19 protein-coding genes and 1 pseudogene are annotated in these 22,783 nt (G+C 72.1%); 11 read left to right on the top strand and 9 right to left on the bottom strand.

Annotated elements, in window-relative coordinates:
- Positions 1-52: 52 nt before the first annotated feature.
- The 6 genes from dacB to folE all read left to right on the top strand — a co-directional run bounded on the left by dacB (position 53) and on the right by folE (position 7,748).
- Positions 53-1,675: a D-alanyl-D-alanine carboxypeptidase/D-alanyl-D-alanine endopeptidase gene (gene dacB, locus ACZ41I_RS38650; RefSeq protein WP_468516355.1), complete on the top strand. Its 1,623-nt coding sequence runs from the start codon at positions 53-55 to the stop codon at positions 1,673-1,675.
- An 87-nt stretch (positions 1,676-1,762) separates the two neighbouring features.
- Positions 1,763-2,896 (top strand): zinc-dependent metalloprotease, encoded by a 1,134-nt coding sequence (locus ACZ41I_RS38655; protein ID WP_363218887.1) that lies wholly within the window; start codon positions 1,763-1,765, stop codon positions 2,894-2,896.
- A gap of 190 nt (positions 2,897-3,086) precedes the next feature.
- Positions 3,087-4,145, top strand: a complete 1,059-nt coding sequence (gene tilS / locus ACZ41I_RS38660; RefSeq protein ID WP_399773188.1) for a tRNA lysidine(34) synthetase TilS — start codon at positions 3,087-3,089, stop codon at positions 4,143-4,145.
- A 48-nt stretch (positions 4,146-4,193) separates the two neighbouring features.
- The gene (gene hpt / locus ACZ41I_RS38665; RefSeq protein WP_031165039.1) at positions 4,194-4,754 is read left to right on the top strand and encodes a hypoxanthine phosphoribosyltransferase; all 561 of its coding nucleotides are present in this window, start codon (positions 4,194-4,196) and stop codon (positions 4,752-4,754) included.
- A gap of 213 nt (positions 4,755-4,967) precedes the next feature.
- Positions 4,968-7,007: an ATP-dependent zinc metalloprotease FtsH gene (gene ftsH, locus ACZ41I_RS38670; protein WP_363218895.1), complete on the top strand. Its 2,040-nt coding sequence runs from the start codon at positions 4,968-4,970 to the stop codon at positions 7,005-7,007.
- A 135-nt stretch (positions 7,008-7,142) separates the two neighbouring features.
- A complete protein-coding gene (gene folE / locus ACZ41I_RS38675; RefSeq protein ID WP_363218889.1) occupies positions 7,143-7,748 on the top strand; it encodes a GTP cyclohydrolase I FolE in 606 nt (201 codons plus the stop codon).
- A 24-nt stretch (positions 7,749-7,772) separates the two neighbouring features.
- Here folE and ACZ41I_RS38680 read toward each other — a convergent pair whose 3' ends face one another.
- The 6 genes and pseudogenes from ACZ41I_RS38680 to ACZ41I_RS38705 form a co-directional block, all read right to left on the bottom strand.
- Positions 7,773-8,261 carry a DUF3180 domain-containing protein gene (locus ACZ41I_RS38680; RefSeq protein WP_399773185.1) on the bottom strand — a complete coding sequence of 163 codons (489 nt, stop codon included), beginning with the start codon at positions 8,259-8,261 and terminating at the stop codon, positions 7,773-7,775.
- 72 nt (positions 8,262-8,333) lie between these two features.
- A complete protein-coding gene (folK, locus tag ACZ41I_RS38685) occupies positions 8,334-8,945 on the bottom strand; it encodes a 2-amino-4-hydroxy-6-hydroxymethyldihydropteridine diphosphokinase (RefSeq protein ID WP_363218891.1) in 612 nt (203 codons plus the stop codon).
- On the bottom strand, positions 8,942-9,301 hold the full coding sequence (folB, locus tag ACZ41I_RS38690) for a dihydroneopterin aldolase (RefSeq protein ID WP_363218892.1): 360 nt from the start codon (positions 9,299-9,301) through the stop codon (positions 8,942-8,944). Before folB ends, folK begins: the two co-directional genes overlap by 4 nt.
- Positions 9,302-9,550: 249 nt before the next feature.
- A complete protein-coding gene (locus ACZ41I_RS38695) occupies positions 9,551-10,084 on the bottom strand; it encodes a nuclear transport factor 2 family protein (protein ID WP_363218893.1) in 534 nt (177 codons plus the stop codon).
- A 188-nt stretch (positions 10,085-10,272) separates the two neighbouring features.
- Positions 10,273-11,175 (bottom strand): annotated as a pseudogene (gene folP, locus ACZ41I_RS38700) (dihydropteroate synthase); the annotation flags it as partial.
- 144 nt (positions 11,176-11,319) lie between these two features.
- Entirely contained in the window at positions 11,320-13,134 is a 1,815-nt protein-coding gene (locus ACZ41I_RS38705; protein ID WP_399773180.1) for a phosphatidylglycerol lysyltransferase domain-containing protein, read from the bottom strand.
- Positions 13,135-13,360: 226 nt separating this feature from the next.
- Here ACZ41I_RS38705 and ACZ41I_RS38710 point away from each other — a divergent pair, with 226 nt between their 5' ends.
- Together ACZ41I_RS38710 and ACZ41I_RS38715 are read left to right on the top strand one after the other, a co-directional pair.
- Positions 13,361-14,485: an alpha/beta hydrolase gene (locus tag ACZ41I_RS38710; RefSeq protein WP_468327062.1), complete on the top strand. Its 1,125-nt coding sequence runs from the start codon at positions 13,361-13,363 to the stop codon at positions 14,483-14,485.
- A 97-nt stretch (positions 14,486-14,582) separates the two neighbouring features.
- On the top strand, positions 14,583-16,046 hold the full coding sequence (locus ACZ41I_RS38715) for a hypothetical protein (protein WP_468516356.1): 1,464 nt from the start codon (positions 14,583-14,585) through the stop codon (positions 16,044-16,046).
- Positions 16,047-16,100: 54 nt separating this feature from the next.
- On the opposite strand, the gene ACZ41I_RS38720 is transcribed toward ACZ41I_RS38715, so the two are convergent.
- The gene (locus ACZ41I_RS38720) at positions 16,101-17,483 is read right to left on the bottom strand and encodes a PH domain-containing protein (protein ID WP_363216609.1); all 1,383 of its coding nucleotides are present in this window, start codon (positions 17,481-17,483) and stop codon (positions 16,101-16,103) included.
- A gap of 50 nt (positions 17,484-17,533) precedes the next feature.
- Positions 17,534-18,037 carry a PH domain-containing protein gene (locus tag ACZ41I_RS38725; RefSeq protein ID WP_468516357.1) on the bottom strand — a complete coding sequence of 168 codons (504 nt, stop codon included), beginning with the start codon at positions 18,035-18,037 and terminating at the stop codon, positions 17,534-17,536.
- Between the two features lie 31 nt (positions 18,038-18,068).
- On the opposite strand from ACZ41I_RS38725, the gene ACZ41I_RS38730 reads away from it, so the two are divergent.
- Positions 18,069-19,220 (top strand): NADH-quinone oxidoreductase subunit D, encoded by a 1,152-nt coding sequence (locus ACZ41I_RS38730; protein WP_468516358.1) that lies wholly within the window; start codon positions 18,069-18,071, stop codon positions 19,218-19,220.
- A 23-nt stretch (positions 19,221-19,243) separates the two neighbouring features.
- Here the strand turns inward: ACZ41I_RS38730 and ACZ41I_RS38735 are convergent, their stop codons facing one another.
- On the bottom strand, positions 19,244-20,500 hold the full coding sequence (locus ACZ41I_RS38735) for an SAM-dependent methyltransferase (RefSeq protein ID WP_468516359.1): 1,257 nt from the start codon (positions 20,498-20,500) through the stop codon (positions 19,244-19,246).
- A gap of 118 nt (positions 20,501-20,618) precedes the next feature.
- Between ACZ41I_RS38735 and ACZ41I_RS38740 the strand changes: the two genes are divergently transcribed.
- Together ACZ41I_RS38740 and ACZ41I_RS38745 are read left to right on the top strand one after the other, a co-directional pair.
- The gene (locus tag ACZ41I_RS38740; protein WP_399773161.1) at positions 20,619-21,824 is read left to right on the top strand and encodes a sensor histidine kinase; all 1,206 of its coding nucleotides are present in this window, start codon (positions 20,619-20,621) and stop codon (positions 21,822-21,824) included.
- A gap of 78 nt (positions 21,825-21,902) precedes the next feature.
- On the top strand, positions 21,903-22,574 hold the full coding sequence (locus tag ACZ41I_RS38745; RefSeq protein ID WP_363216614.1) for a response regulator transcription factor: 672 nt from the start codon (positions 21,903-21,905) through the stop codon (positions 22,572-22,574).
- Positions 22,575-22,783 lie beyond the last annotated feature (209 nt).

The raw sequence follows: 22,783 nt of genomic DNA on the forward strand, positions 1-22,783 counted from the left end.
GTTCTGGTGATTAAGTGTCCCTCACGCAGGTGTGTGATCGCGAAAGGGGCTGGTGGTCGTGCCAGAGCTGAGGCCTTGGCGGGCTGCGAGACCGCAGTGGAAGCGGATCGCGAACGCCGTACGACCGCGTCTGGCGCGGGCCGCGACGGCCGCCGAGCCGCGGGTCGCGCGGCTGACGCGGGCCCTGCGGCCCCGGCCCACGCGCCTGCCCCGTCGGCAGGCGGTCAGGACCTGGCAGTACACCGCGGGCGCCGCCACCGCCGGCCTCGCGCTCGCCGCCGGTGTGGTGACCGCGGCGGGCCCCTGGGACGCCAACGGTCAGCGTACGGCCGAGCGGGACCGCGCCGCGGCCCTGGAGCGGCCAGGTGGCACAGATCACGGCCGCTCCGGTACGGCATCGGCGTCCGCACCCCGGCCGGCGCCGAGCGCCGCGCCCGTCCTGGTGGGCCTGGACGGCCCGACGGACGCCCTCGGCACCAAGAAGGCCGCCCCGGGCGGAAAGCCCCTCCCGGACGTCCTGAGGCCTCTCCTGGACGCCTCCGCGCTGGGCGACGACCAGGCGGTGGCCGTCGTCGACGTGGCCACCGGCAAGCGCCTGTACGGCACCGGCTCCGGCAAGGCGTTCACCCCCGCCTCCACCACCAAGATCGCCACGGCTGTCGCCGCCCTGTCCGCCCTGGGCCCCGACCACCGCCTCACCACCCGCGCCGCCCTCGAACCCGACACCGGCGAACTCGTTCTCGTCGGCGGCGGCGACCCCACCCTCACCGCCCACAGGACGACCGGCCAGGCCGGCAGCGGCGAGGACTGGGCCGGCCTGCGCACGCTGGCGACGGACACCGCCAGGGCGCTCCGCAAACGCGGCATCCACAAGGTCACGCTGTCCTACGACACCACCCTCTACGCCGGTCCCGCCCTGCACCCCGTCGGCGTCAACGACAACCTCGCCCCCGTCAGCGCGCTGACCGTCGACGAGGGCCGCACCGGCGACTCCACCAGCGGCCCGGCGCCCCGCGTGGCCGACCCGGCGAAGGACGCGGCCGGCAAGTTCGCGGCCCTCCTCAAGGGCGCTGGCATCACCACCACACCCCCCGGCCCCTCCAAGGCCACCACGCGCGCGCAGACCCTCGCCACGGTCTCCTCACCCCCGCTGTCCGCCCTGGTCGAGCGCATGCTGACCAACAGCGACAACGACATCGCCGAGCACCTCGCCCGCCAGACGGCCCTCGCCAGCGGCGAACCCGGCAGCTTCGACGGCGCCGCCAAGGCGATCTCCGCGCGGCTGACCAAGCTGGGCCTGCCGATGTCCGGCGCCTCCTTCCACGACGGCAGCGGCCTCAACCGTGACGACCGGCTCACCGCCGACCTGCTCACCGCCCTCCTGGTCACGGCCGGCGACCCCGGCCGTCCCGGCCTGCGCCCCGTCCTCACCGGCCTGCCCGTGGCCGGCTTCACCGGCACCCTCACCCACCGCTACACCGACGGTGCCGCCGGCGTCGTCCGCGCCAAGACCGGCACCCTGACCGGCGTCAACACCCTGGCCGGCACGGTCGTCGACACCGACGGCCGCCTCCTGGCCTTCGCCTTCCTGGCTTCCGGCACCACCGACCCCCTGGAGGCCCAGTCGGCCCTGGACAGAACGGCGACGGCTCTGGCGGGGTGCGGCTGCGGGTAGCCGTACCGCCGTCCCCGTCCAACACCCCAGCCCCTGCAACCCCGCACGGCCTGCCCCAAGCGGGAACGCTCACGTACGGTTGTCAACATGACTGGCTTCGGTGGCACCGCATCTCCCGGGATGGTCGACTGGAACCTCGCGGTGGCAACCGCGACACGGCTCGTACGACCGGGCCCGGACGTCAGTCGCGACGAGGCCCGCGCGGTCGTCGCGGAGCTGCGCCGGCACGCCAAGACCTCGGAGGGACACGTCCGGGGCTTCACGCGCATGGGCACGGAGGACACCCACGACACCCCCGTCCTCGTGGTCGACCGCCCCGGCTGGGTCCGCGCCAACGTCGCCGGCTTCCGCGAGATCCTCAAACCGCTGCTGGAGAAGATGCAGGAACGACGCGCCGGCAGCCCCGGCAGCGCGGTTCTCGGCACCGTCGGCGGCAAGGTCACCGGCGTCGAACTCGGCATGCTGCTGTCGTTCCTGTCCTCCCGCGTCCTCGGCCAGTACGAGACCTTCGCCCCCGCCACGCGCGAGCTCCCCGCCGGCGAGAACGGCGGCGGCCGCCTCCTGCTCGTCGCCCCCAACATCGTCCACGTCGAGCGCGAACTCGACGTCGACCCGCACGACTTCCGCCTGTGGGTGTGCCTGCACGAGGAGACCCACCGCACCCAGTTCACGGCCGTGCCCTGGCTGCGCGACCACCTGGAGGGCGAAATCCAGTCGTTCTTGGCGGAGACCGACGTGGACCCGATGACCTTCCTGGAGCGCATCAGGGATGCCGCGCAGTCCCTCGCCGGAGGCCGCCCGGAGGGCGAGGAGGAGGACGGCGGCCGGTCCTTCGTGGAGCTGGTGCAGACCCCCGCCCAGCGCGAGATCCTCGGCCGTCTCACCGCCGTGATGTCCCTGCTGGAGGGGCATGCCGACTACGTCATGGACGGCGTCGGACCCAGCGTCGTGCCGACCGTCGCGGAGATCCGCGAGAAGTTCCAGCAGCGCCGCGCCAAGGGTGCCTCCCGCCTCGACCTCGCCCTGCGCAAGCTGCTGGGTCTGGATGCCAAACTGAGGCAGTACCGGGACGGCGAGCGATTCGTACGAGCCGTCGTCGAACAGGTCGGCACCGACGGTTTCAACCGGGTGTGGACCTCGCCCAACACCCTCCCCACCAAGGCGGAGATCGCCAAACCGGCGGACTGGGTCGCGCGGGTGCACCGCAAGGCCGAGTCGTGAACGGCATGGACACGTCGTGAACGGAATCCGGCCGACGGCAGGCGAACGCCCCTCCAATCACCCGTCCGAGGGACCGTGAGCCATGCGTAGGCGTGCAATGCTCGGGGAACGGCCCGCTTCTGTCACCATCTACACACTCTGAGTGACCGACTCGGGCTCACCCCCGAAAACTTCATGAAGGGAACCGGACATGGGTCCCCATCCTGCGGTCGCGGCGATACGCCTGGCGGTCCGCCGCGTCCTCCACGACATCCTCAACGACCACCACAGCCTCGCCGGCGCAGGCGCCCGGCAGGCCGTCGGTGCGCGCCCGGACCGGACAGCCGAGCGGCTCCCCTCCCCGCTCGTGCTCGTCGCATGCTCCGGCGGCGCCGACTCCATGGCTCTCGCCTCCGCCCTCGCCTTCGAGGCTCCCAAGCTCGGCGTCCGCGCCGGCGGCGTCACCGTCGACCACGGCCTCCAGCCCGGCTCCGACCTCCGCGCCGACGAGGTCGTCCTGCGTCTGCGTGAACTCGGCCTCGCGCCGGTCGAGTCCGTCGCCGTGACCGTCGGCCGCGAAGGCGGACCGGAAGCCGCCGCCCGCGACGCCCGCTACGCCGCCCTCGACGCCGTCGCCGAACGCCACGGCGCCGCCGCCGTCCTGCTCGGCCACACCCGGGACGACCAGGCCGAAACCGTCCTGCTGGGCCTCGCCCGCGGCTCCGGCATCCGCTCCCTGTCCGGCATGGCGGCGGTCTCGGGGGCCGCCGGCCGCTACCGGCGCCCCTTCCTGGAGCTCGACCGGCAGACCGCCCGCAAGGCCTGCATGGTCCAGTCCCTCCCCGTCTGGGACGATCCTCACAACGCCGACCCCGCCTACACCCGCTCCCGGCTGCGGCACGAAGGCCTGCCCGCCCTGGAGAAGGCCCTCGGCAAAGGGGTCGTGGAGGCGCTCGCCCGCACCGCCCAGCTCTCCCGCGACGACGCCGACGCCCTCGACACCTGGGCCAGCCAGGCCGAGGTCTCCGTGCGGGACGCCGCAGGCCAGCTGGAGTGCGCCAAGCTCTACGCCCTCCCGCCCGCCGTACGCCGCCGCATCCTGCGCCGCGCCGCCATCGAGGCCGGTGCCCCCGCCGGTTCGCTGTTCGCCCGCCACATCGAGGAAGTCGACCGCCTGATCACCGGCTGGCGCGGCCAGGGAGCCATCAATCTCCCGGGCAAAGTCGTCGCCCGGCGGCAGGGTGGCAGACTGGTGATTCGGCAAGGCTGAATCCTTACCCCCGCGCGGGGTGAGCAGCCGGTGGGACGACCGAAAGTGATGCGGGTGGACGCGAAAGACATGGGTGCCGACCTCCAGCAGGTGCTCATCACCAAGGAAGAGATCGACGCGAAGCTGGCCGAGCTGGCCGCGAAGATCGACGCGGAGTACGCGGGCAAGGACCTGCTCATCGTCGGCGTGCTCAAGGGCGCCGTGATGGTCATGGCCGACCTCGCCCGGGCGCTGTCCACCCCCGTCACCATGGACTGGATGGCCGTGTCCTCCTACGGCGCGGGCACCCAGTCCTCCGGTGTCGTGCGGATCCTCAAGGACCTCGACACCGACATCAAGGGCAAGCACGTCCTCATCGTCGAGGACATCATCGACTCCGGCCTGACCCTGTCCTGGCTGATCAACAACCTCGGCTCCCGCGAGCCCGCCTCCCTGAAGGTGTGCACGCTGCTGCGCAAGCCGGACGCCGCGAAGGTCGCCATCGACGTCGAGTGGGTCGGCTTCGACATCCCGAACGAGTTCGTCGTCGGCTACGGCCTCGACTACGCCGAGAAGTACCGCAACCTGCCGTTCGTCGGTACGCTCGCGCCTCACGTCTACGGCGGCTGAGCCGGACGGCGGTGTGAGCCACTCGGCTCAAGCCTTGTAGGACGATCGGGAACCCCGGCGGGTTCCAGGCCGTTGAAGCATGCAGAGACGGTTTCCCAGCCGTTCGAAGCGAACTTCGTGCGGCTTCGGACCACCACGCTGGGGTACCGTCAGAAGAACTGTCTTATCAAACTCACTATGGCAGGAGGGACGGGGCGGCACCGCTCCGTATGGATGGACGTGAAGCGATACTTCCGTGGGCCGGTCATGTGGATCGTGCTGGCCGTCCTTGCCGTGGTCGTGTTGATGCAGGTCGTCGGCTCGTCCGGCGGCTACAAGACGGTGGACACCGGCCAGGTCGTTGCGGCGATCAATGACAACAGGGTCCAGTCGGCCAAGCTGACCACAGGCGACGAGCAGACCATCAAGGTCACCCTCAAGGACGGCCAGAAGGTCGACGGCAGCTCGAAGATCCAGGCGAGCTACATCGGCGACCAGGGCGCCCAGCTCGCCGGCTCGCTGCAGACCAAATACCAGGACAAGCAGATCCCGGACGGCTACACGGTCTCGCCGTCCAAGCAGAACCCGTTCGTCGGCGTCCTGCTCTCCCTGCTGCCCTTCGTCCTGATCGTGGTCGTCTTCCTGTTCCTGATGAACCAGATGCAGGGCGGCGGCTCCCGGGTGATGAACTTCGGCAAGTCGAAGGCCAAGCTCATCACCAAGGACACCCCGAAGACGACCTTCGCCGACGTCGCCGGCTGCGACGAGGCCGTCGAGGAGCTCCACGAGATCAAGGAGTTCCTGCAGGAGCCGGCCAAGTTCCAGGCCGTCGGCGCCAAGATCCCCAAGGGCGTGCTGCTCTACGGCCGTCCCGGTACCGGCAAGACGCTGCTCGCGCGGGCCGTGGCCGGCGAGGCGGGCGTCCCCTTCTACTCGATCTCCGGCTCCGACTTCGTCGAGATGTTCGTCGGTGTCGGTGCCTCCCGGGTCCGCGACCTGTTCGAGCAGGCCAAGGCGAACGCCCCGGCGATCGTCTTCGTCGACGAGATCGACGCGGTCGGCCGCCACCGCGGCGCCGGCCTCGGCGGTGGTCACGACGAGCGCGAGCAGACCCTGAACCAGCTGCTCGTCGAGATGGACGGCTTCGACGTCAAGGGCGGCGTGATCCTCATCGCCGCCACCAACCGCCCCGACATCCTCGACCCGGCGCTGCTCCGCCCCGGCCGTTTCGACCGCCAGATCGCGGTCGACCCGCCGGACCTGCAGGGTCGCCTGGAGATCCTCAAGGTCCACCAGAAGGGCAAGCCGGTCGCACCCGACGTCGACCTGGCCGCCGTCGCCCGGCGCACCCCCGGTATGACGGGTGCCGACCTGGCGAACGTCCTGAACGAGGCGGCCCTGCTGACCGCCCGCGGCGACCAGAAGCTGATCGACAACAGGGCGCTGGACGAGGCGATCGACCGTGTGGTCGCGGGCCCGCAGAAGCGGACCCGGATCATGTCGGACAAGGAAAAGAAGATCACCGCGTACCACGAGGGCGGCCACGCCCTGGTCGCGGCGGCCTCCCCGAACTCCGACCCGGTCCACAAGATCACGATCCTGTCCCGCGGCCGTGCCCTCGGTTACACGATGGTCCTGCCCGACGAGGACAAGTACTCGACCACGCGCAACGAGATGCTCGACCAGCTCGCCTACATGCTGGGCGGTCGCGCCGCCGAGGAACTGGTCTTCCACGACCCGACCACCGGCGCCGCGAACGACATCGAGAAGGCCACCAACCTGGCCCGTGCGATGGTCACCCAGTACGGCATGACCGAGCGGCTCGGCGCCATCAAGTTCGGCGGCGACAACAGCGAGCCGTTCCTCGGCCGTGAGATGGCTCACCAGCGCGACTACTCCGAGGAGGTCGCCGCGCTGGTCGACGAAGAGGTCAAGAAGCTCATCGAGACCGCGCACAACGAGGCCTGGGAGATCCTGGTCGAGAACCGCGACGTGCTCGACCAGCTCGTTCTCCACCTGCTGGAGAAGGAGACCCTGGGCAAGGAGGAGATCGCCGAGATCTTCGCCCCGATCGTCAAGCGCCCGCCGCGGCCCGCCTGGACCGGCTCTTCGCGCCGCACCCCGTCCACCCGCCCGCCGGTGCTCTCCCCCAAGGAGCTGGCCCTGACCAACGGCGCGAACGGCGCGACGGCCGCCATCAGCACGTCCAAGTCCACCGCCACGGAGTCCGCCCCGATCACGGACCGGACCCCGGAGGACCGTCCGGAGAGCTGATCGCTTTTCGGCCAACAGGCCTGGAATGAACGCCGCGCCCCCCAAGTTTTAGCCTGGAGGGCGCGGCGTTCGTATGTCCGCACACAGACGCGTGGCCGCCGCCACGCGCAACGAGGCACAGGAACGAGGAACCAGATGACCGACCCCGTGACGCTGGACGGCGAGGGCCGGATCGGCGAATTCGACGAGAAGCGCGCCGAGAACGCCGTGCGGGAGTTGCTGATCGCGGTCGGCGAGGACCCGGACCGGGAGGGTCTGAGGGAGACGCCGGCGCGCGTGGCGCGGGCGTACAGGGAGATCTTCGCGGGCCTGTGGCAGAAGCCCGAGGACGTGCTGACGACGACGTTCGACCTGGGGCACGACGAGATGGTGCTGGTGAAGGACATCGAGGTGTACAGCACCTGCGAGCACCATCTGGTCCCGTTCAGGGGCGTCGCCCACGTCGGCTACATCCCGTCCGTCACCGGGAAGATCACCGGCCTGTCCAAGCTGGCTCGCCTCGTGGACGTGTACGCCCGGCGGCCGCAGGTGCAGGAACGACTCACCACGCAGATCGCGGACTCCCTGATGGAGATCCTGGAGCCGCGGGGCGTCATCGTGGTCGTCGAGTGCGAGCACATGTGCATGTCGATGCGCGGCATCCGCAAGCCCGGCGCGAAGACCATAACGTCCGCCGTGCGCGGACAGCTGCGGGACGCGGCGACGCGCAACGAGGCCATGAGCCTGATCATGGCGCACTGAACCGGTGCTTCGGGAAACCGGCGGTCACGCCGCCGGTTCCGCTCCCGGGTGGTTCTGGTCCTCGTCCTCAGGGAGTTTGCACACCCGCTCCAGGAACAGTGCCGCCGCTATGACCCCGATGCCCGCCAGGACCGAGAAGCCGGCGTAGAGGGCCTGGTCGCGGCGGGCGGGGATGTCGAGGAGTTCCAGCAGGAAGACGCCCGTGCCGCCGTACATGCCGGCGACCAGGGCGGCGACCAGGGCGCTGGCCTGGCCGAAGACGACCGCGCGGGCCGCCATCAGGGGATCGACGCCCTTCGCGCCGGGGCGGCGCTCGCGCTGGGCCTTGAAGCGGGAACGCAGGGACAGCGCCGTGGAGAGCAGGACCACGGCGATCAGCGCGAGGACGATGGGGGCGGCCAGGGGGACGCTGGGAAGGGTCCCGATCGAGTTCCAGAGGCGGGCGCCCGCCCAGGACAGGACGCCGGCGACGACGAACACGCCTGCCAGCACCCTGATGCGCAGCTCTCTCACGGTGTCCCTTCAGCTCCCCCGGACCGGTCCGGACGGCGGTCGCTCACGACCTTGTCGTCTTGACCTTAACGACTACTCGGGCAGTCGGAGTTCCAGGTCCTCGCGGGGCTCGACGCCGGCACGGGTGAGGGTCGACAGCAGATCGGCCACTGTGCCGCGGCCGGGCAGCTGGGCCTGCGGGTCCACGTCGTGCCAGGGGGCGAGCACGAAGGCACGCTCATGGGCGCGCGGGTGGGGCAGGGTGAGGTGCGGGTCGTCGGAGGTGACGTCGGCGTAGGCGACGATGTCGACATCCAGTGTGCGCGGGCCCCAGTGTTCGTCGCGGACGCGTTTGTACGCCTCCTCGATGGCGTGCGCCCGCTCCAGCAGGGAGGCCGGGGGCAGGGTGGTCTTGAGGACCACGACCGCGTTGAAGTACGACGGCTGGCTGCCGGGCTCGACGCCCCAGGGCTCGGTCTCGTAGACCGGGGAGACGCCCTTCACGCGGACCCCGGGGGTGTCCTCGAGGGCGTCGACGGCACCCTGGAGGGTCTCCAGGCGGTTGCCGAGGTTGGAGCCGATAGAGATGACGGCCCACTGGGGGTTGTGCAGGGTCGTGTCGGCGGCGTCGACCTTCTCGACGACCGAGGCGGGCACCGGCTGGACGGTCGGGTCGCTGTGACCCTGGAGGAAAGGTCGGGTCATGCTCGGCTCCGGGTGATGGTGACGGTCACGTCGTCGAAGGGCACGGTGATCGGCGCGTCCGGCTTGTGGACGCAGACCTCCACCTCCTGTACCCCTTCGTGCTTGAGGCAGGTCTGGGCGATCCGCTCGGCGAGGGTCTCGATGAGGTCCACCGGCTCGCCCTCGACCACGGCCACGACCTCTTCGGCCACGATGCCGTAGTGCACGGTCTTCGCCAGGTCGTCGTCGGCCGCGGCCGGCCGGGTGTCCAGCCCCAGGACGAGGTCGACGACGAAGGTCTGGCCCTCCTCGCGCTCCTCGGGGAACACACCGTGGTGTCCGCGGGCCTTGAGGCCGCGCAGCGCGACACGATCCACGCGAATCACTCCTGCAATCGTCGGGAAGGACCGGTCCGTACCGCGTGCGGGCGGCACACCGGCCTGAGACGAATCTACCTGCGGGCACTGACAAAGCCGGGCTGCTGGGGCGCGGGCCCGGGCCGGGACCACGAGCGTTCATCTCGTGTTTCCCCGGGGAAACCCGGCCTTGTCATGGGTTGGTAGCGGCTCCTACCCCCGGGTAGGTGATTCCAACCACTTCTTGGTCCCCTGGGGGCGTCCACCCGCTCAGGCGAGGGGCCCGTCGTCCGGATTCACGCCATCGACGCCGGTCTCGCCGTCCTCGTCGTCGCTCTCCGCCAGGACGGGGGAGGCGTGGTGCGACCAGAGTTTCCAGCCGGAGGATGTGCGGCGGAACACGTTCGTGGCAACGACGAGCTGGCCGACCAGCGGCCCCAGTTCCGCGCCGTCCTCGGGTGCGGGGCCGCCGCTGAGGATGTTCTCGGTGCAGGTGACGAGGGCGGTGTCACCGGTGACGGAGACATGCACATCGGTGAGGAAGAACTGGATGTAGTCGGTGTGGGCCATGATCAGGGCGTATGAACGGAGGACCTCGCCGCGGCCGGTGAGCACCGGCCAGCCGGGGTGTACGCAGGAGACCACCCCGGTGTCCGCCGGGTCGTGGTACTCCTCGTCCACGCCCAGGTCGGCCGGGCTGAGCCAGAGCGAGGACAGCTCCTCGAAGTCGCCGCGCTCCATCGCCTCGTAGAAGGCGGTGTTGGCGGCCTCCACGTGCTCGACGTCGGTGTGGGGGGCGCTCACCGGGCGCCTTCCGCCCCACGCTCGTCACCAGCGCCGGGCGTACGCCCACTACCGCACCCCGTGCTCTCGCCTCCGTCGCCCGGCGCGCTCTCTGTGCCGAGCGCTGGGTGCCTCCCCTCCGCTCCGGGCGCGCCTTCTGGCCCGTACGCCCCCCGCGCACTCTCCGTGCCCGGTGCGCGCCCTGCTTCACGTGCCCCGCCTTCACCCTGCGCGCTCGGCGCAGACCCGGCCGTCCGGGCCCTCTCCACGGCGCGCGCGACCCGTACCGCGTCCGCGGTGGCGCGTACCTCGTGTACGCGTACCGCCCATGCGCCGGACTGCGCCGCGAGCGCGGAGACGGCGGCCGTGGCGGCGTCGCGCTCCCGGGCCGGCGGGGGTGCGCCCTCCGGGCCGGCGAGGACGCGGCCGAGGAACCGTTTACGGGAGGCGGCCACGAGCAGGGGGTGGCCGAGAGCGCCCAGGCGGTCGAGGTGGGCGAGGAGGGTGAGGTCGTGCTCGGCCTCCTTGGAGAAGCCGAGGCCGGGGTCGACGACGATGCGGTCGGGGGCGATGCCGCCGGCGAGGACGGCCTCCACGCGCGCGTGCAGCTCGTCCACGACTTCGGTGACGACGTCGTCGTAGACGCCCTTGACGTTGCCGCCCTGGAGGAAGCCGCGCCAGTGCATGACGACGAACGGGGCGCCCGCGTCGGCGACCACCGGGATCATCGCGGGGTCGGCGAGGCCGCCGCTGACGTCGTTGACGAGGGCGGCGCCGGCCGCGAGGGCCTGTTCGGCGACACAGGCGCGCATGGTGTCGACGGAGACGACGACGCCTTCGGAGGCGAGGCCGCGGACCACCGGGATGACCCGCCTGAGTTCCTCGGCCTCGTCCACCCGGGTGGCGCCGGGACGGGTGGACTCGCCGCCGACGTCGACCAGGTCCGCGCCTTCGGAGACGAGGTCCAGGCCGTGTTTGACGGCGACGGTCGTGTCGAACCAGCGGCCGCCGTCGGAGAAGGAATCGGGGGTCACGTTGACGACACCCATGACCGCGCACCGGTCCCATGCCGGAAGACCCGCCACCTGGCCGCGCCCGCTGAGGTTGTTCATACGTTCAGCGTAGGCCCAGGAGGGTGCCGCCCACGCGCGGCGGCCCGGGCGGGAGCCCCCGTGCTGGAGGGGGTGGGGCGCCCGCCCGGGCCCGTCTTGGCCGCGCCGTACGGTCATGCGGCGCTCAGTGCGTCCTACGGCGCATCAGGCCGCGCGGACGTCGCGTTCCGCCACGGCGTGCGCGCAGGGGCGCGCGGAAGCCGCCTTGCGCCGGCGCAGGAAGCGCGGGAGCGGCAGTGCGAAGTTCACGAAGCCCTCCGCCTGCATGGCGGCGAAGCCGATGCGGGGCAGATCGGCGGAGTGCCGGTAGACCACGAAGCGGGGCTCCCAGCGCGGCTGGAACTTGGCGTTGAACTTGTACAGCGACTCGATCTGGAACCAGCGCGAGAGGAACACGAGCAGCCCGCGCCAGGCGCGCAGCACCGGACCGGCGCCGATCTTCTCGCCGCGCGCGAGGGCGGAGCGGAACATCGCGAAGTTCAGTGAGACACGGCTGATGCCGAACTTCGGTGCGGCCTGCAGGGCGGCGACGATCAGCAGCTCGTTCATGCCCGGGTCCGCACTGCGGTCGCGGCGCATGAGGTCGAGCGAGGCGCCGTCCTTGCCCCAGGGCACGAAGTGCAGGACCGCCTTCAGATCGCCGAACTCGCCGGGCTCGTCGTCCTGCTTGTGGGCGGTGGCTATCAGGCAGTCGCCGTCGGTGGGGTCGCCGATCCGGCCGAGCGCCATGGAGAAGCCGCGCTCGGTGTCGGTGCCCCGCCAGTCCTCCGCCGCCCGGCGGATCCGCTCCAGTTCGGTGTCGCCGAGGTCACGGATACGCCGTACCCGGGTTTCGTAGCCGGCTCGCTCGATGCGCTTGACCATTTGTCGGACGTTGCGCATCGCGCGTCCGGCGAGCGAGAAATCCGCGACGTCCACCACCGCCTCGTCGCCCAGTTCCAGGGCGTCCAGGCCGGTCTCACGGGTCCACACCTCGCCGCCCGTCTCCGAACAGCCCATGACGGCAGGGGTCCAGGAGTGCGCCTTGGCCTCGTCCATGAAGCGCTCGATGGCGCCGGGCCAGGCCTCGACGTCGCCGATGGGGTCGCCGCTGGCGAGCATCACACCGGAGACGACGCGGTAGGTGACGGCGGCCTTGCCGCTGGGGGAGAAGACGACCGCCTTGTCGCGGCGCAGCGCGAAGTGGCCGAGGGAGTCGCGGCCGCCGTGCTTCGCCAGCAGGTCCCGCAGGCGGGACTCGTCCTCCTCGGTGAGCCGCGCGGCCGGGTGCTCCGGGCGGAACGCCAGGTAGACGGTGGTGACGGCGGTGATCCAGCCGAGGGCGCCGAGGGAGAAGGCGACCGTCCAGGACGTGTTGCCCTGGTAGTCGACCGGGCCCTCGAAGCCGAACAGGCCGTAGATGACGTGCGTGAGCCGGTCGGCGAGGCTCGGGTCGCCGATCGTCCGGTGCGGGTGGGCGCTGACGATGACGAGCCCCAGCATGAGCGAACCGGTGCTCATCAGGACGAAGTTGGCGAGCGCGCGCCACCTGCTGCGCGGGTCGGGCAGCGCCGCGAACTCGTTCCGGTGCAGCAGCAGCGGTACGAGCAGCGCGACCGCGATCAGTACGCCGACGACCGAGTGGCGGTAGGCGAACTGGGCCGCCGCGCCCGCCGGCAGCAGCGCGACCGCGGCGCGCCATGCACGGCGTTTGCGCCGCTTGAGCCCGTGCGCGAGCAGCAGCAACAGCACACCGCTGCTCAGCGAGAGCGCCGCGGCGAAGGGGCCGAACGACCCCGGCAGCACCTCGGCGATGGCGTGCATACGGCTGTGCCGGAAGCGTGGGAACACGCCCGCGGCGATGTCCAGGACGCCCACGAGAGCAGCCGCCCTGCCGACCAGGGCAGGGACGGCCTCGGGGCGCGGGCCGCGCAGTATGCGCCGCGCCCGGCTTGATCGGCTCGGAACCCCGCCCGACATTTCCCCATCTATCCTGACAGACATCGCATCCCGTAGTTCTGCGAGAGACCTTGGACCCGGGCCCGATCGGGCATCCGGCGACATTGCGCCCTCTAGGACGGTGTCTTGGGGAGAGAGGTTCACTCCCCGCCGGAAAGTCGGGTCAAAGGCCAGGTAAGCCCCGGGCAAGCCCTCGCGATGAAGCATGGGCGGGTGCCGGGCGGAGAGCGCAGGCAGGAAACACCCCATGGGTCTCACGAGCAACAAAGTGCTGGGACTGGCGATCGTCCTCGCCGTCGTACTGTTCGTCGGCACGCTGTGGCTGTGGCCGCGGCTGGCCCGGCAGAGCTGGCGGGCCGTCAGCGGACGGGTCGGACTGCTGCTCGGCACACAGCTGGCGCTCTTCGCCTCCGTGGGCCTCTACGCCAACCAGGCCTTCGGTTTCTACGCCAGCTGGGCCGACCTGTTCGGCCAGGAGACGGATCAGGGTGTCGTCGTCGACCACGCGGCGGGCGGCAACGGCGGCCCGGTCCAGGTGCTCTCGTCGTACGGCGTCCCGGGCGTGCGCGGCAACGGTCCGCAGACGACCGGGCAGGTCCAGAAGGTCGACATCACCGGACGGCGGAGCCACATCGCCACGCCGGCGTTCGTCTATCTGCCGCCGGAGTACTTCCAGCCGCAGTACCGCACGCGTACGTTCCCGGCGGCGGTCGTCCTGACCGGCTACCCGGGTACGGCACAGGCACTGGTGGACAAGCTGCGCTACCCGCGTACGGCGCTGCAGCTGGCGAAGGACGGCAAGATGCAGCCGATGATCCTGATCATGCTGCGGCCGACCGTGGCGCCGCCGCGGGACACCGAGTGCGTGGACGTGCCGGGCGGACCGCAGACAGAAACGTTTTTCGCGAAGGATCTGCCGGAGGCCGTCCTTACGCACTACCGGGTCGGCAAGCGGCCCGGCAGCTGGGGTGTCATCGGCGATTCCACGGGCGGCTACTGCGCGCTCAAGTTCGCCATGCACCACCCCGACGCGTACGCGGCCGCTGCAGGCCTGTCGCCCTACTACAAGGCGCCGGTCGACCCCACCACCGGCGACCTCTTCCACAACGACAAGAACCTGCAGAACCGCGCGGACCTGTCGTGGCTGATCAAGCACGAGCGGGCGCCGGACACCTCGCTGCTCGTCACCAGCAGCAAGGTCGGCGAGCACAACTACAAGGCCACGATGAAGTTCATAGCGGCCGTGCAGGCCACGAACGTGACCCGGATATCGTCGATCATCCTCGACAGCGGCGGGCACAACTTCAACACCTGGCGGCGCGAGATCCCACCGACGCTGCAGTGGATGAGCGGGCGGCTCACCGACCGCTGAGCCGGAGCCCGTCTGACGCCCCGTGAAGCCGGTGTCGTGTCCGTGTTTTTACGGGGCGGGGGTCCGCGATTCGCCTACGCGCGGTAAGTTTCTGGCCATGCCACGTGGACGCCACCGCCATTCACCACCCCTGCACCGGCTGTTGCCTCCGTCGGCGATCGCCGGTGTCTCCGTCGTCTGCGCGCTGGGTCCCTGGGTGTTCTCCGAGGCCATGGTGTTGCGCGCACTCGCCGCGGCCGCCGCCGTGACGGCGGTCGTCGGGGCGGTCGTGATGCGCCGCTGGGACGCGCAGGCGGGCAAGCGGGTCGCCGAGCTGACACGCGCGCGTGCCGGCGACGAATGGCGGTACGAGGAGCGGGTCGCCGAACTGGAGACCGACCTGGAGGAGTCGCGCGAGCTGCGCACGAAGCTGGAGCAGCGGCTGCGCGCCAAGCGCGCCGAGCTGGCCGGCCTGCGCAACGAACACGCGGCCCTGCTGCGCCGGTACGCCACCGCCGAGACCGAACGCGCGAGCGCCCTGGAAGGACGCCGCCTGCTGGAGATCGAGGCCGCGGTGCCGTCGTCCGTGCCCGCGCTGCCGCCCGCGCGCCGCGCCGAGCCGGAGCCGGCCGCGCTGGAGGAGCCGGACGAGGCCGCCGAGACGGCTGCGCTCGCCTCCGACGCCGAGGAGGACTCCGGGGACGAACCGGCGGCCCCCGCGGTGTTCTCACCCGAGGGCGCCGCGTTGTACCGGCAGGCCCTGACGGCCCTGGCCCGGTTCGACGGCGACGCCTCGGCCGACGCCGCGACGGAAGCCGCGGAAGCGCCGACGCCCGCCGTCTCCGAGGCTGCGGCTGCCGGAGACACGGCTGAGCAGCCGGCCGCTCCCGAGGCCCGCGAAGCCGACGCCGACGAGGCCGACGCCGTTGCGGATGCCGTGGCCGACGCCGCCCCGGCGGGCCAGGCCGACGGACGCAGGCTCGCCCCGGGCGCGGCCGGTTCCGTCGCCCCGGCAGAAGCCGCCGCCGCGGACGCCCGGGAAGGCGCCGTCGAAGGTACGGCGGAAGACGCGGCGGCAGCTGTGATGAAAGGTGCGGCGGAAGGCGGAGTGACCGACCGGGCCGGTGCCTCCCGGAGCGAGGCCGGTGCGCCGGCCGCCCAGGAGGACGAGGCGCAGGGGCAGCCCGTGGCGGCCGACGGGCACGCGCGCGCGGCCGCCGCACCCACGGCACCGGCCGAGCCCGCGGGGCCCGGGGCGCAGGCGCCCGCCGGGCACTTCACGGTGCCGACCGCGGTGGCCGTCGTACCGGCCACGCCCGCGCGGCGCCCGGCGGTCGAGGGCGGATTCGACTTCTTCGGCACCCAGAAGGGCGCGCCGAAGGCCGGGCTGGACTCCGTGCACAACGAGGATCTCGCCGACGTCGTCGGCGAGGAGGCCCTCGCCGTGCACAAGGCCGAGTCCGAGGCCGTGTTCAAGCAGGCCGACGCACAGTCGCAGGGCGTCGGCCAGGTCATCGACCTGACCGCGCACGACGAGACCGAGCAGATCGACGTGCAGAGGCTGCGCAGCGCGGCTTCCTGAGCCCTCACCGGCGACGAACGGCAAGGCCCGGCTTCCCGCGCAGGGAGCCGGGCCTCATGTCATCCAGCGGTCCGGGCGGGCGTCCCGGCGGCCCGTACGGGACCTCTCCGCCTGGGCGTGCAGGAGCCGCGCGGCCTCCTGGGCATCCCGCAGACGGGTTGTCACGCTCTTGTCGGCACCGGTGTCCACGTGGACGTCGGCGAGCCGCCAGAGCCGCCCCCAGGGCCCCTGACTCAGCCGCACGCTCTGCACCTTGGCGTGCGGGACCAGCGAGAGCCGGCGGCCCAGCAGGCCGTGCCGGGCGGCGAACACGGTGTCGGTGACCGCGAGTCGGTGGCCGCGCCACCACACCGGCACGCACCAGCGGGCCCGGCGCGGGGGACCGGTGAGCGACTGAGGCACCGTCGCGCCGTGCAGCACGCGCGCGATGACCGCCTCGGCGGCCGGGCGAGGGGCCACCGGCACCAGCACCGAGTTGTCGGACCCGGCCACGTCCAGCTCCACCCGCACCCAGCCGAGCCGCCGCCACAGCAGCGGTTCCACGATCCGCACGGTCTGCACCCGGCCGGGCGGGACCGTCTCATGCGTACGGTCGAGCAACCCGTGGTCGATGCGCAGCCCGTCCGGTGACTCGCTCACCTTCCAGTCGAACTCACCGGCGAACCGCCCCGCGCTGCTCGCGCCGGCCGCGCCGAGCAGCGGCAGGGCGGTCGCAAGGACCGTCCACAGGTTGTCGGTGGTGAGCCACAGCACGGTCGGTACGACGACCGCGGCGCACAACGAGCCCCAGGTCGCGCCCGTCAGTGCCAGGGAGAGCGCCAGCGCGCCCGGGGGCACGCGCAGCAACTCGTGCGCCGGTGCCTCGCCGACTCCGCGCGCCGTCTCGGGCGCGAAGCCCGCCGCGCGCGCGAGCAGCTCCGCGCGCAGGGCGCGTGCCTCCTGCTCCCCCAGGAAGGCCAGTTCGTCCTTGTCGTCGGCGCCCACGACGTCGATCCGCAGCTTGGCGACACCCGCCACGCGCGCGAGGAGGGGACGGGAGACGTCCACGGCCTGGATGCGCTCCAGCCGGATGTGCGCGGTGCGCCGGAACAACAGGCCGGTGCGGATGCGCAGTTCGGTGTCGGTGACCGCGAAGTGCGTGAACCACCAGGACAGGAAGCCGTAGAGGCCGGCCACCGGCACCAGCACGGCGAGCCCCAGCAGCAGCACGGTGGTGGTCAGCCGTTCCAGCTGCTGCTGCGTCGTGTCCGGGTCGTGCACCGCCCATCCGGCGAGTACGGCGATCGGCGCCCACGCCCGCCGGAAGGGCGTGACGGGGTGCAGCCGGCGTTCGATCACGGCCGCGCGCCCCTCAGCGCCCTGGGCGCCCCCGGTGCTCCCCCCGCTCCCGGCGCCGGCTGGGCCGTCTGCGCCGCCTTCGTGGTCTGTGGCGGCCATGCCGTGGTCTGTGGCGGCTATACCGTCCGCGGTGTCGCCGCCCGGGCTCGTCACAGGCCCGCCGATCGTGCTTCGCCCAGCTCGGTGAGCCGGTCGCGCAGCCGTTCCGCCTCGGCCGGGGACAGGCCGGGGATGGTGGCGTCCGTCGCGGCGGCCGCCGTGTGCAGCTGCACGGTGGCCAGCCCGAAGCGCCGCTCGACGGGCCCGGAGGTGACCTCCACCAGCTGCATCCGCCCGTACGGCACCACCGTTTCCTCGCGCCACAGGACACCGCGGCTGATCAGCAGGTCGTCCCCGCGCTCGGCGTAACGCCACGAGCGCCAGTTGCGCTCCACCAGCCGCCAGCCCCACGCGGCGAGGGCCGGCGGCAGCGCCGCGAAGGCGGCCCACGCGGGCCCCACGAGCAGGCCCAGCAGCAACCCGACGGCGATGGTGAGCACCGCCGTCCACACGACGATGAGCAGCCGCCGTACCCGCACCAGAGCGGGATGCAGTCCCCGCCACGCCGGCTCGGCCCCCGGTATCCCGGTCTCCTCCGGGCTCCCCGTTTCCATGGGCTCAGCGTACGTAGGGGAAACTGGGGCCATGACTCCTACGACGGAGACCACGGTCGGGATCGGCGGCGCCGCGGAAAGCACCGACATGGTGCTCAACATCGGGCCTCAGCATCCGTCCACGCACGGCGTGCTGCGGCTCAGGCTCGTGCTGGACGGGGAGCGCATCGTGCGCGCGGAACCGGTGATCGGCTATATGCACCGGGGCGCCGAGAAACTCTTCGAGGCCCGCGACTACCGCCAGATCATCATGCTCGCCAACCGTCACGACTGGCTGTCGGCGTTCTCGAACGAGCTGGGCGTGGTCCTCGCCGTGGAGCGGATGCTCGGCATGGAGGTGCCCGAGCGGGCGGTGTGGACGCGCACGCTGCTCGCCGAGCTGAACCGGGTGCTGAACCATCTGATGTTCCTCGGGTCCTACCCGCTGGAGCTGGGCGGCATCACCCCGGTGTTCTATGCGTTCCGGGAACGCGAGGTGCTGCAGAACGTCATGGAGGAGGTCTCCGGCGGGCGCATGCACTACATGTTCAACCGCGTCGGCGGCCTCAAGGAGGATCTGCCGGCCGGCTGGACGGCACGCGCGCGTGCCGCCGTGGCCGACGTGCGCTCGCGCATGGACGTCTTCGACGACCTGGTGCTCGGCAACGAGATCTTCCGGGGGCGCACGCGCGGAGTCGGCGCGATGACACCGGAGACCGTGCACGCCTACGGCGTGAGCGGGCCCATCGCGCGCGCCTCGGGCGTCGACTTCGACCTGCGCCGCGACGAGCCGTACCTGGCGTACGGCGACCTTCAGGACACGCTGAAGGTCGTCACCCGCGGCGAGGGCGACTGCCTGGCCCGTTTCGAGGTCCTGCTGGAGCAGACACACAACGCGCTGGACCTGGCCGACGCCTGCCTGGACCGGCTCGCCGCGCTGCCGCCCGGGCCGATCAACCAGCGGCTGCCGAAGGTGCTGAAGGCGCCCGAGGGGCACACGTACGCGTGGACCGAGAACCCCCTCGGCATCAACGGCTACTACCTGGTCAGCAAGGGCGAGAAGACGCCGTACCGGCTGAAGCTGCGCTCGGCCTCGTACAACAACATCCAGGCGCTGACCGAGCTGCTGCCGGGGACGCTGGTGGCCGACATGGTGGCGATTCTGGGCTCGATGTTCTTCGTGGTCGGCGACATCGACAAGTAGGCCGGCTGCGGCAGCGGGCCGGCTCAGACGAGCGGGTCCGGAATTCCAACCGGCTGGACCAGCCAGCCGAAGTCGCCGAGGCCGCCCGGCGCGGTGAGTTCGGCGGCCTCCCCGGCGCCCGCGAGGGCACGTACGTAGGCGGTGGGGTCCGTGGAGGCCAGCGCGAGCGGGGGGCGTGCGCCGGAGATGCCCAGGGCGTGCAGGGCGGCGCGCTGCGTGAGCAGGCGCGCGGACGGCAGCGCGCGCGCCGTGGTCTTGGGCGTGCGAGCCGTGCCCAGTGGCGCGTCGGGCGCGTCTGGCGCGTCCGAGGGGGCGTGGGTCGTGTCTTCCGTCGTGCGCGCCGCCCCCACGGTCGTGCGCTCCGCCCCCGCGGTCGTGCGCGCTGTGTCGCACGCCGTGCGCGCTGTCTGCCCGGGTGTCTCCGAGGGCGCGTGCGCCGTGGGAGCCGCCGCGCACGCGTCCAGGGCGACGTGCGCTGTGATGTCGCACGATCCGTCCGGCACGGGCGCCGTCTCGCGCCCTTCCCGGAAGCCGGTGAGCGTCCCGAACGGGGGACGCGTGTCGACGGTGTGCGCGTAGTCCACGGCCACCGCGAGCCCGCGCACCACCCGGTCCACCACCGACTGCCACGCCAGGTCCCGGGGCAGCCCGATCTCCGCGCGCAGCCCCTCCTCCGCGGGCAGGGCCCACCAGCGCGCGAGCCAGCCCGCGTCCGCGCCGGACACGGGCTCCCCGAGCCGCTCGCTGCCGTCGTCGGTGACGAGCACCAGCCGGGGGACTCCCGCGGGGTCGACCTCGGCGACGTCCACGGGCACGTTGTCCAGCCACTCGTTGGCGAACAGCAGCCCCGTGACGGCGGCCGGGGGTGTGTCCAGCCAGGTGATCCGTTCGTCCAGTCCGGCCGGGCGGCCGGCGCGCTCGACGGCGTACGCACGCACGCGTGCGGCCACGCCGGCCGGGAGAGCGGCGAGCACGCCGGTGACCAGTTCGCCGCGCCCCGCCCCCATGTCGACGAAGTCCAGCGCCGGGGGCCGTCCCAGCGCCTCGTCGACCCGGCACAGCAGCCGGGCCACGGCCTGCGCGAACAGCGGGGACGCGTGCACGGACGTACGGAAGTGGCCGGCCGGGCCCTCCGGGCGGCGATAGAAACCGCCGGGGCCGTACAGCGCCGCCTCGGTCGCCGTACGCCACCCGCGCGGGCCGCTGTCGTCCCGCCGGCCGCGGGCGCCGGGCCCGTCGCCGGGGGACCGTTCCGCTTCCCGCGCCGTCTCATCCGTCACCGCACCAGACTAGGCGCACAGATGATCACTTCCTCCACCTTGCGGAGTACACGTGCCGGGCACGGATCGGCCCTCCGGTTGACCCATGCACGCATCCGGTTTCCCTACTCTGGGTTACGTGCAGCGCCTCTACGACTTCCTCCGCCGCCACCCGACGTGGGTCGACACTTTCTGGGCCGTCGTCCTGTTCGGGCTGTCCGGTGTGAGCGTGGTCAATCTCCACGGGACGCCCGGGTACCACGGGACCCTCGCCGCCGGGATGGCCGTGTCCGCCGTCCTGTGCGTCGTCGTCGCGCTGCGCCGCCGTTTCCCGGAGCCGATGCTGCTGGTCGCGCTGGCGACGGGGCTGGCCCAGCTGGTGCTGGACGTCGAGACGACCGTCGCCGATTTCGCGATGCTGGTGATCACCTACACGGTCGCGGCGGTCGGTGCGCGCTGGGCCTCCCGGCTCGCCCTCGCGGTCAGCTTCTGCGCGGCGGCTCTCGCGCAGATCCGGTGGCCGGCCGAGCACTCGAGTTTCGCCGGGCAGATCGCCATCGCGGTCTTCCAGACGGTGCCCTTCGCGCTTGCCTGGGTGCTCGGTGACTCCATGCGCACCCGGCGCGCCTACTTCGCCCAGCTGGAGGAGCGCGCGGCCCGTCTGGAGAAGGAGCGCGAGGCGCAGTCGAAGGTCGCGGTGGCCGCCGAGCGCGCCCGTATCGCCCGCGAGCTGCACGATGTCGTCGCGCACAACGTGTCGGTGATGGTGGTGCAGGCGGACGGCGCCGCCTATGTCCTCGACGCCGCGCCCGACCAGGCCAAGAAGGCCTTGGAGACGATCTCCTCCACCGGCCGTCAGGCCCTCGCCGAGATGCGCCGCCTGCTGGGCGTACTGCGCACCGGGGAGCACCAGGAGAGCGGGGAGTACGTCCCCCAGCCGGACGTCGAGCAGATCGACGACCTCATCGAGCAGTGCCGCAGCTCGGGCCTCCCGGTCGACTTCAAGGTCGAGGGCACCCCGCGCCCCCTGCCCAGCGGTGTGGAGCTGACCGCGTACCGGATCGTGCAGGAGGCGCTCACCAACACGCGCAAGCACGGCGGGCCCAACGCGGGCGCGAGCGTGCGGCTGGTCTACTTCGACGACGGGCTCGGCCTCCTCGTCGAGGACGACGGCAAGGGCGCCCCGCACGAGCTGTACGAGGAGGGCGGCGCCGACGGCCGGGGGCACGGCCTGATCGGCATGCGCGAGCGGGTCGGCATGGTCGGCGGCACCCTGGACGCAGGCCCGCGTCCGGGCGGAGGATTCCGCATCAGCGCCCTGCTGCCGCTCAAACCGGCGCACTGACGCAGCCGCACGCCCCCGTTGACACCTGTGACACTCTCGCCTGAAGCGGCATCCACCGCCCCGAACGAAAGAGGCCCGATGACGATCCGCGTGATGCTCGTGGACGACCAGGTGCTGCTGCGCACCGGATTCCGGATGGTGCTCGCCGCCCAGCCGGACATGGAGGTCGTCGCGGAGGCGGGCGACGGCGTCGAGGCCCTCCAGGTGATCCGCTCCACCGCCGTCGATGTCGTCCTGATGGACGTGCGCATGCCGAAGCTGGACGGCGTGGAGGCCACCCGGCGGATCTGCGCCGAACCCAATCCGCCCAAGGTGCTGATCCTGACCACGTTCGACCTCGACGAGTACGCCTTCTCCGGGCTGAAGGCGGGCGCCTCCGGCTTCATGCTCAAGGACGTGCCGCCCGGTGATCTGCTGGCCGCGATCCGTGCCGTGCACAGCGGCGACGCGGTCGTGGCGCCCTCCACCACCCGGCGCCTGCTGGACCGCTTCGCGCCCATGCTGCCCTCCGCCGGCAAGGAGCCGCAGCACAAGGAGCTGGAGCGGCTCACCGACCGGGAGCGCGAGGTGATGGTGCTGGTCGCGCAGGGCCTGTCCAACGGTGAGATCGCGGCCCGGCTGGTGCTGAGCGAGGCGACCGTGAAGACCCACGTGGGCCGCATCCTGACCAAGCTCGGCCTGCGCGACCGCGTGCAGGTCGTGGTGCTGGCCTACGAGACGGGCCTGGTGCGCGCGGGCGGGCACGGCTGAGACCTTCCCTGCCCGTGCCTGGACGGTCCACGGCTGGGGCGGCGGGTGTCGGTGTCCGGTGGTCCGAGACGCGGGACGGCCCGGTGCCTGCTCGTTTGCCGCCGGGGCGGCGTGTGCCGCTGCGTTTCCAGTGATCAGAGACACGGGACCGTCCGGTGCCTGAGAGGTCGCGGCTGGGCGCCGGGTGCCGGAGCGTCCCCGGCGGTCGG

Source organism: Streptomyces sp. NPDC030799, from assembly GCF_055572255.1.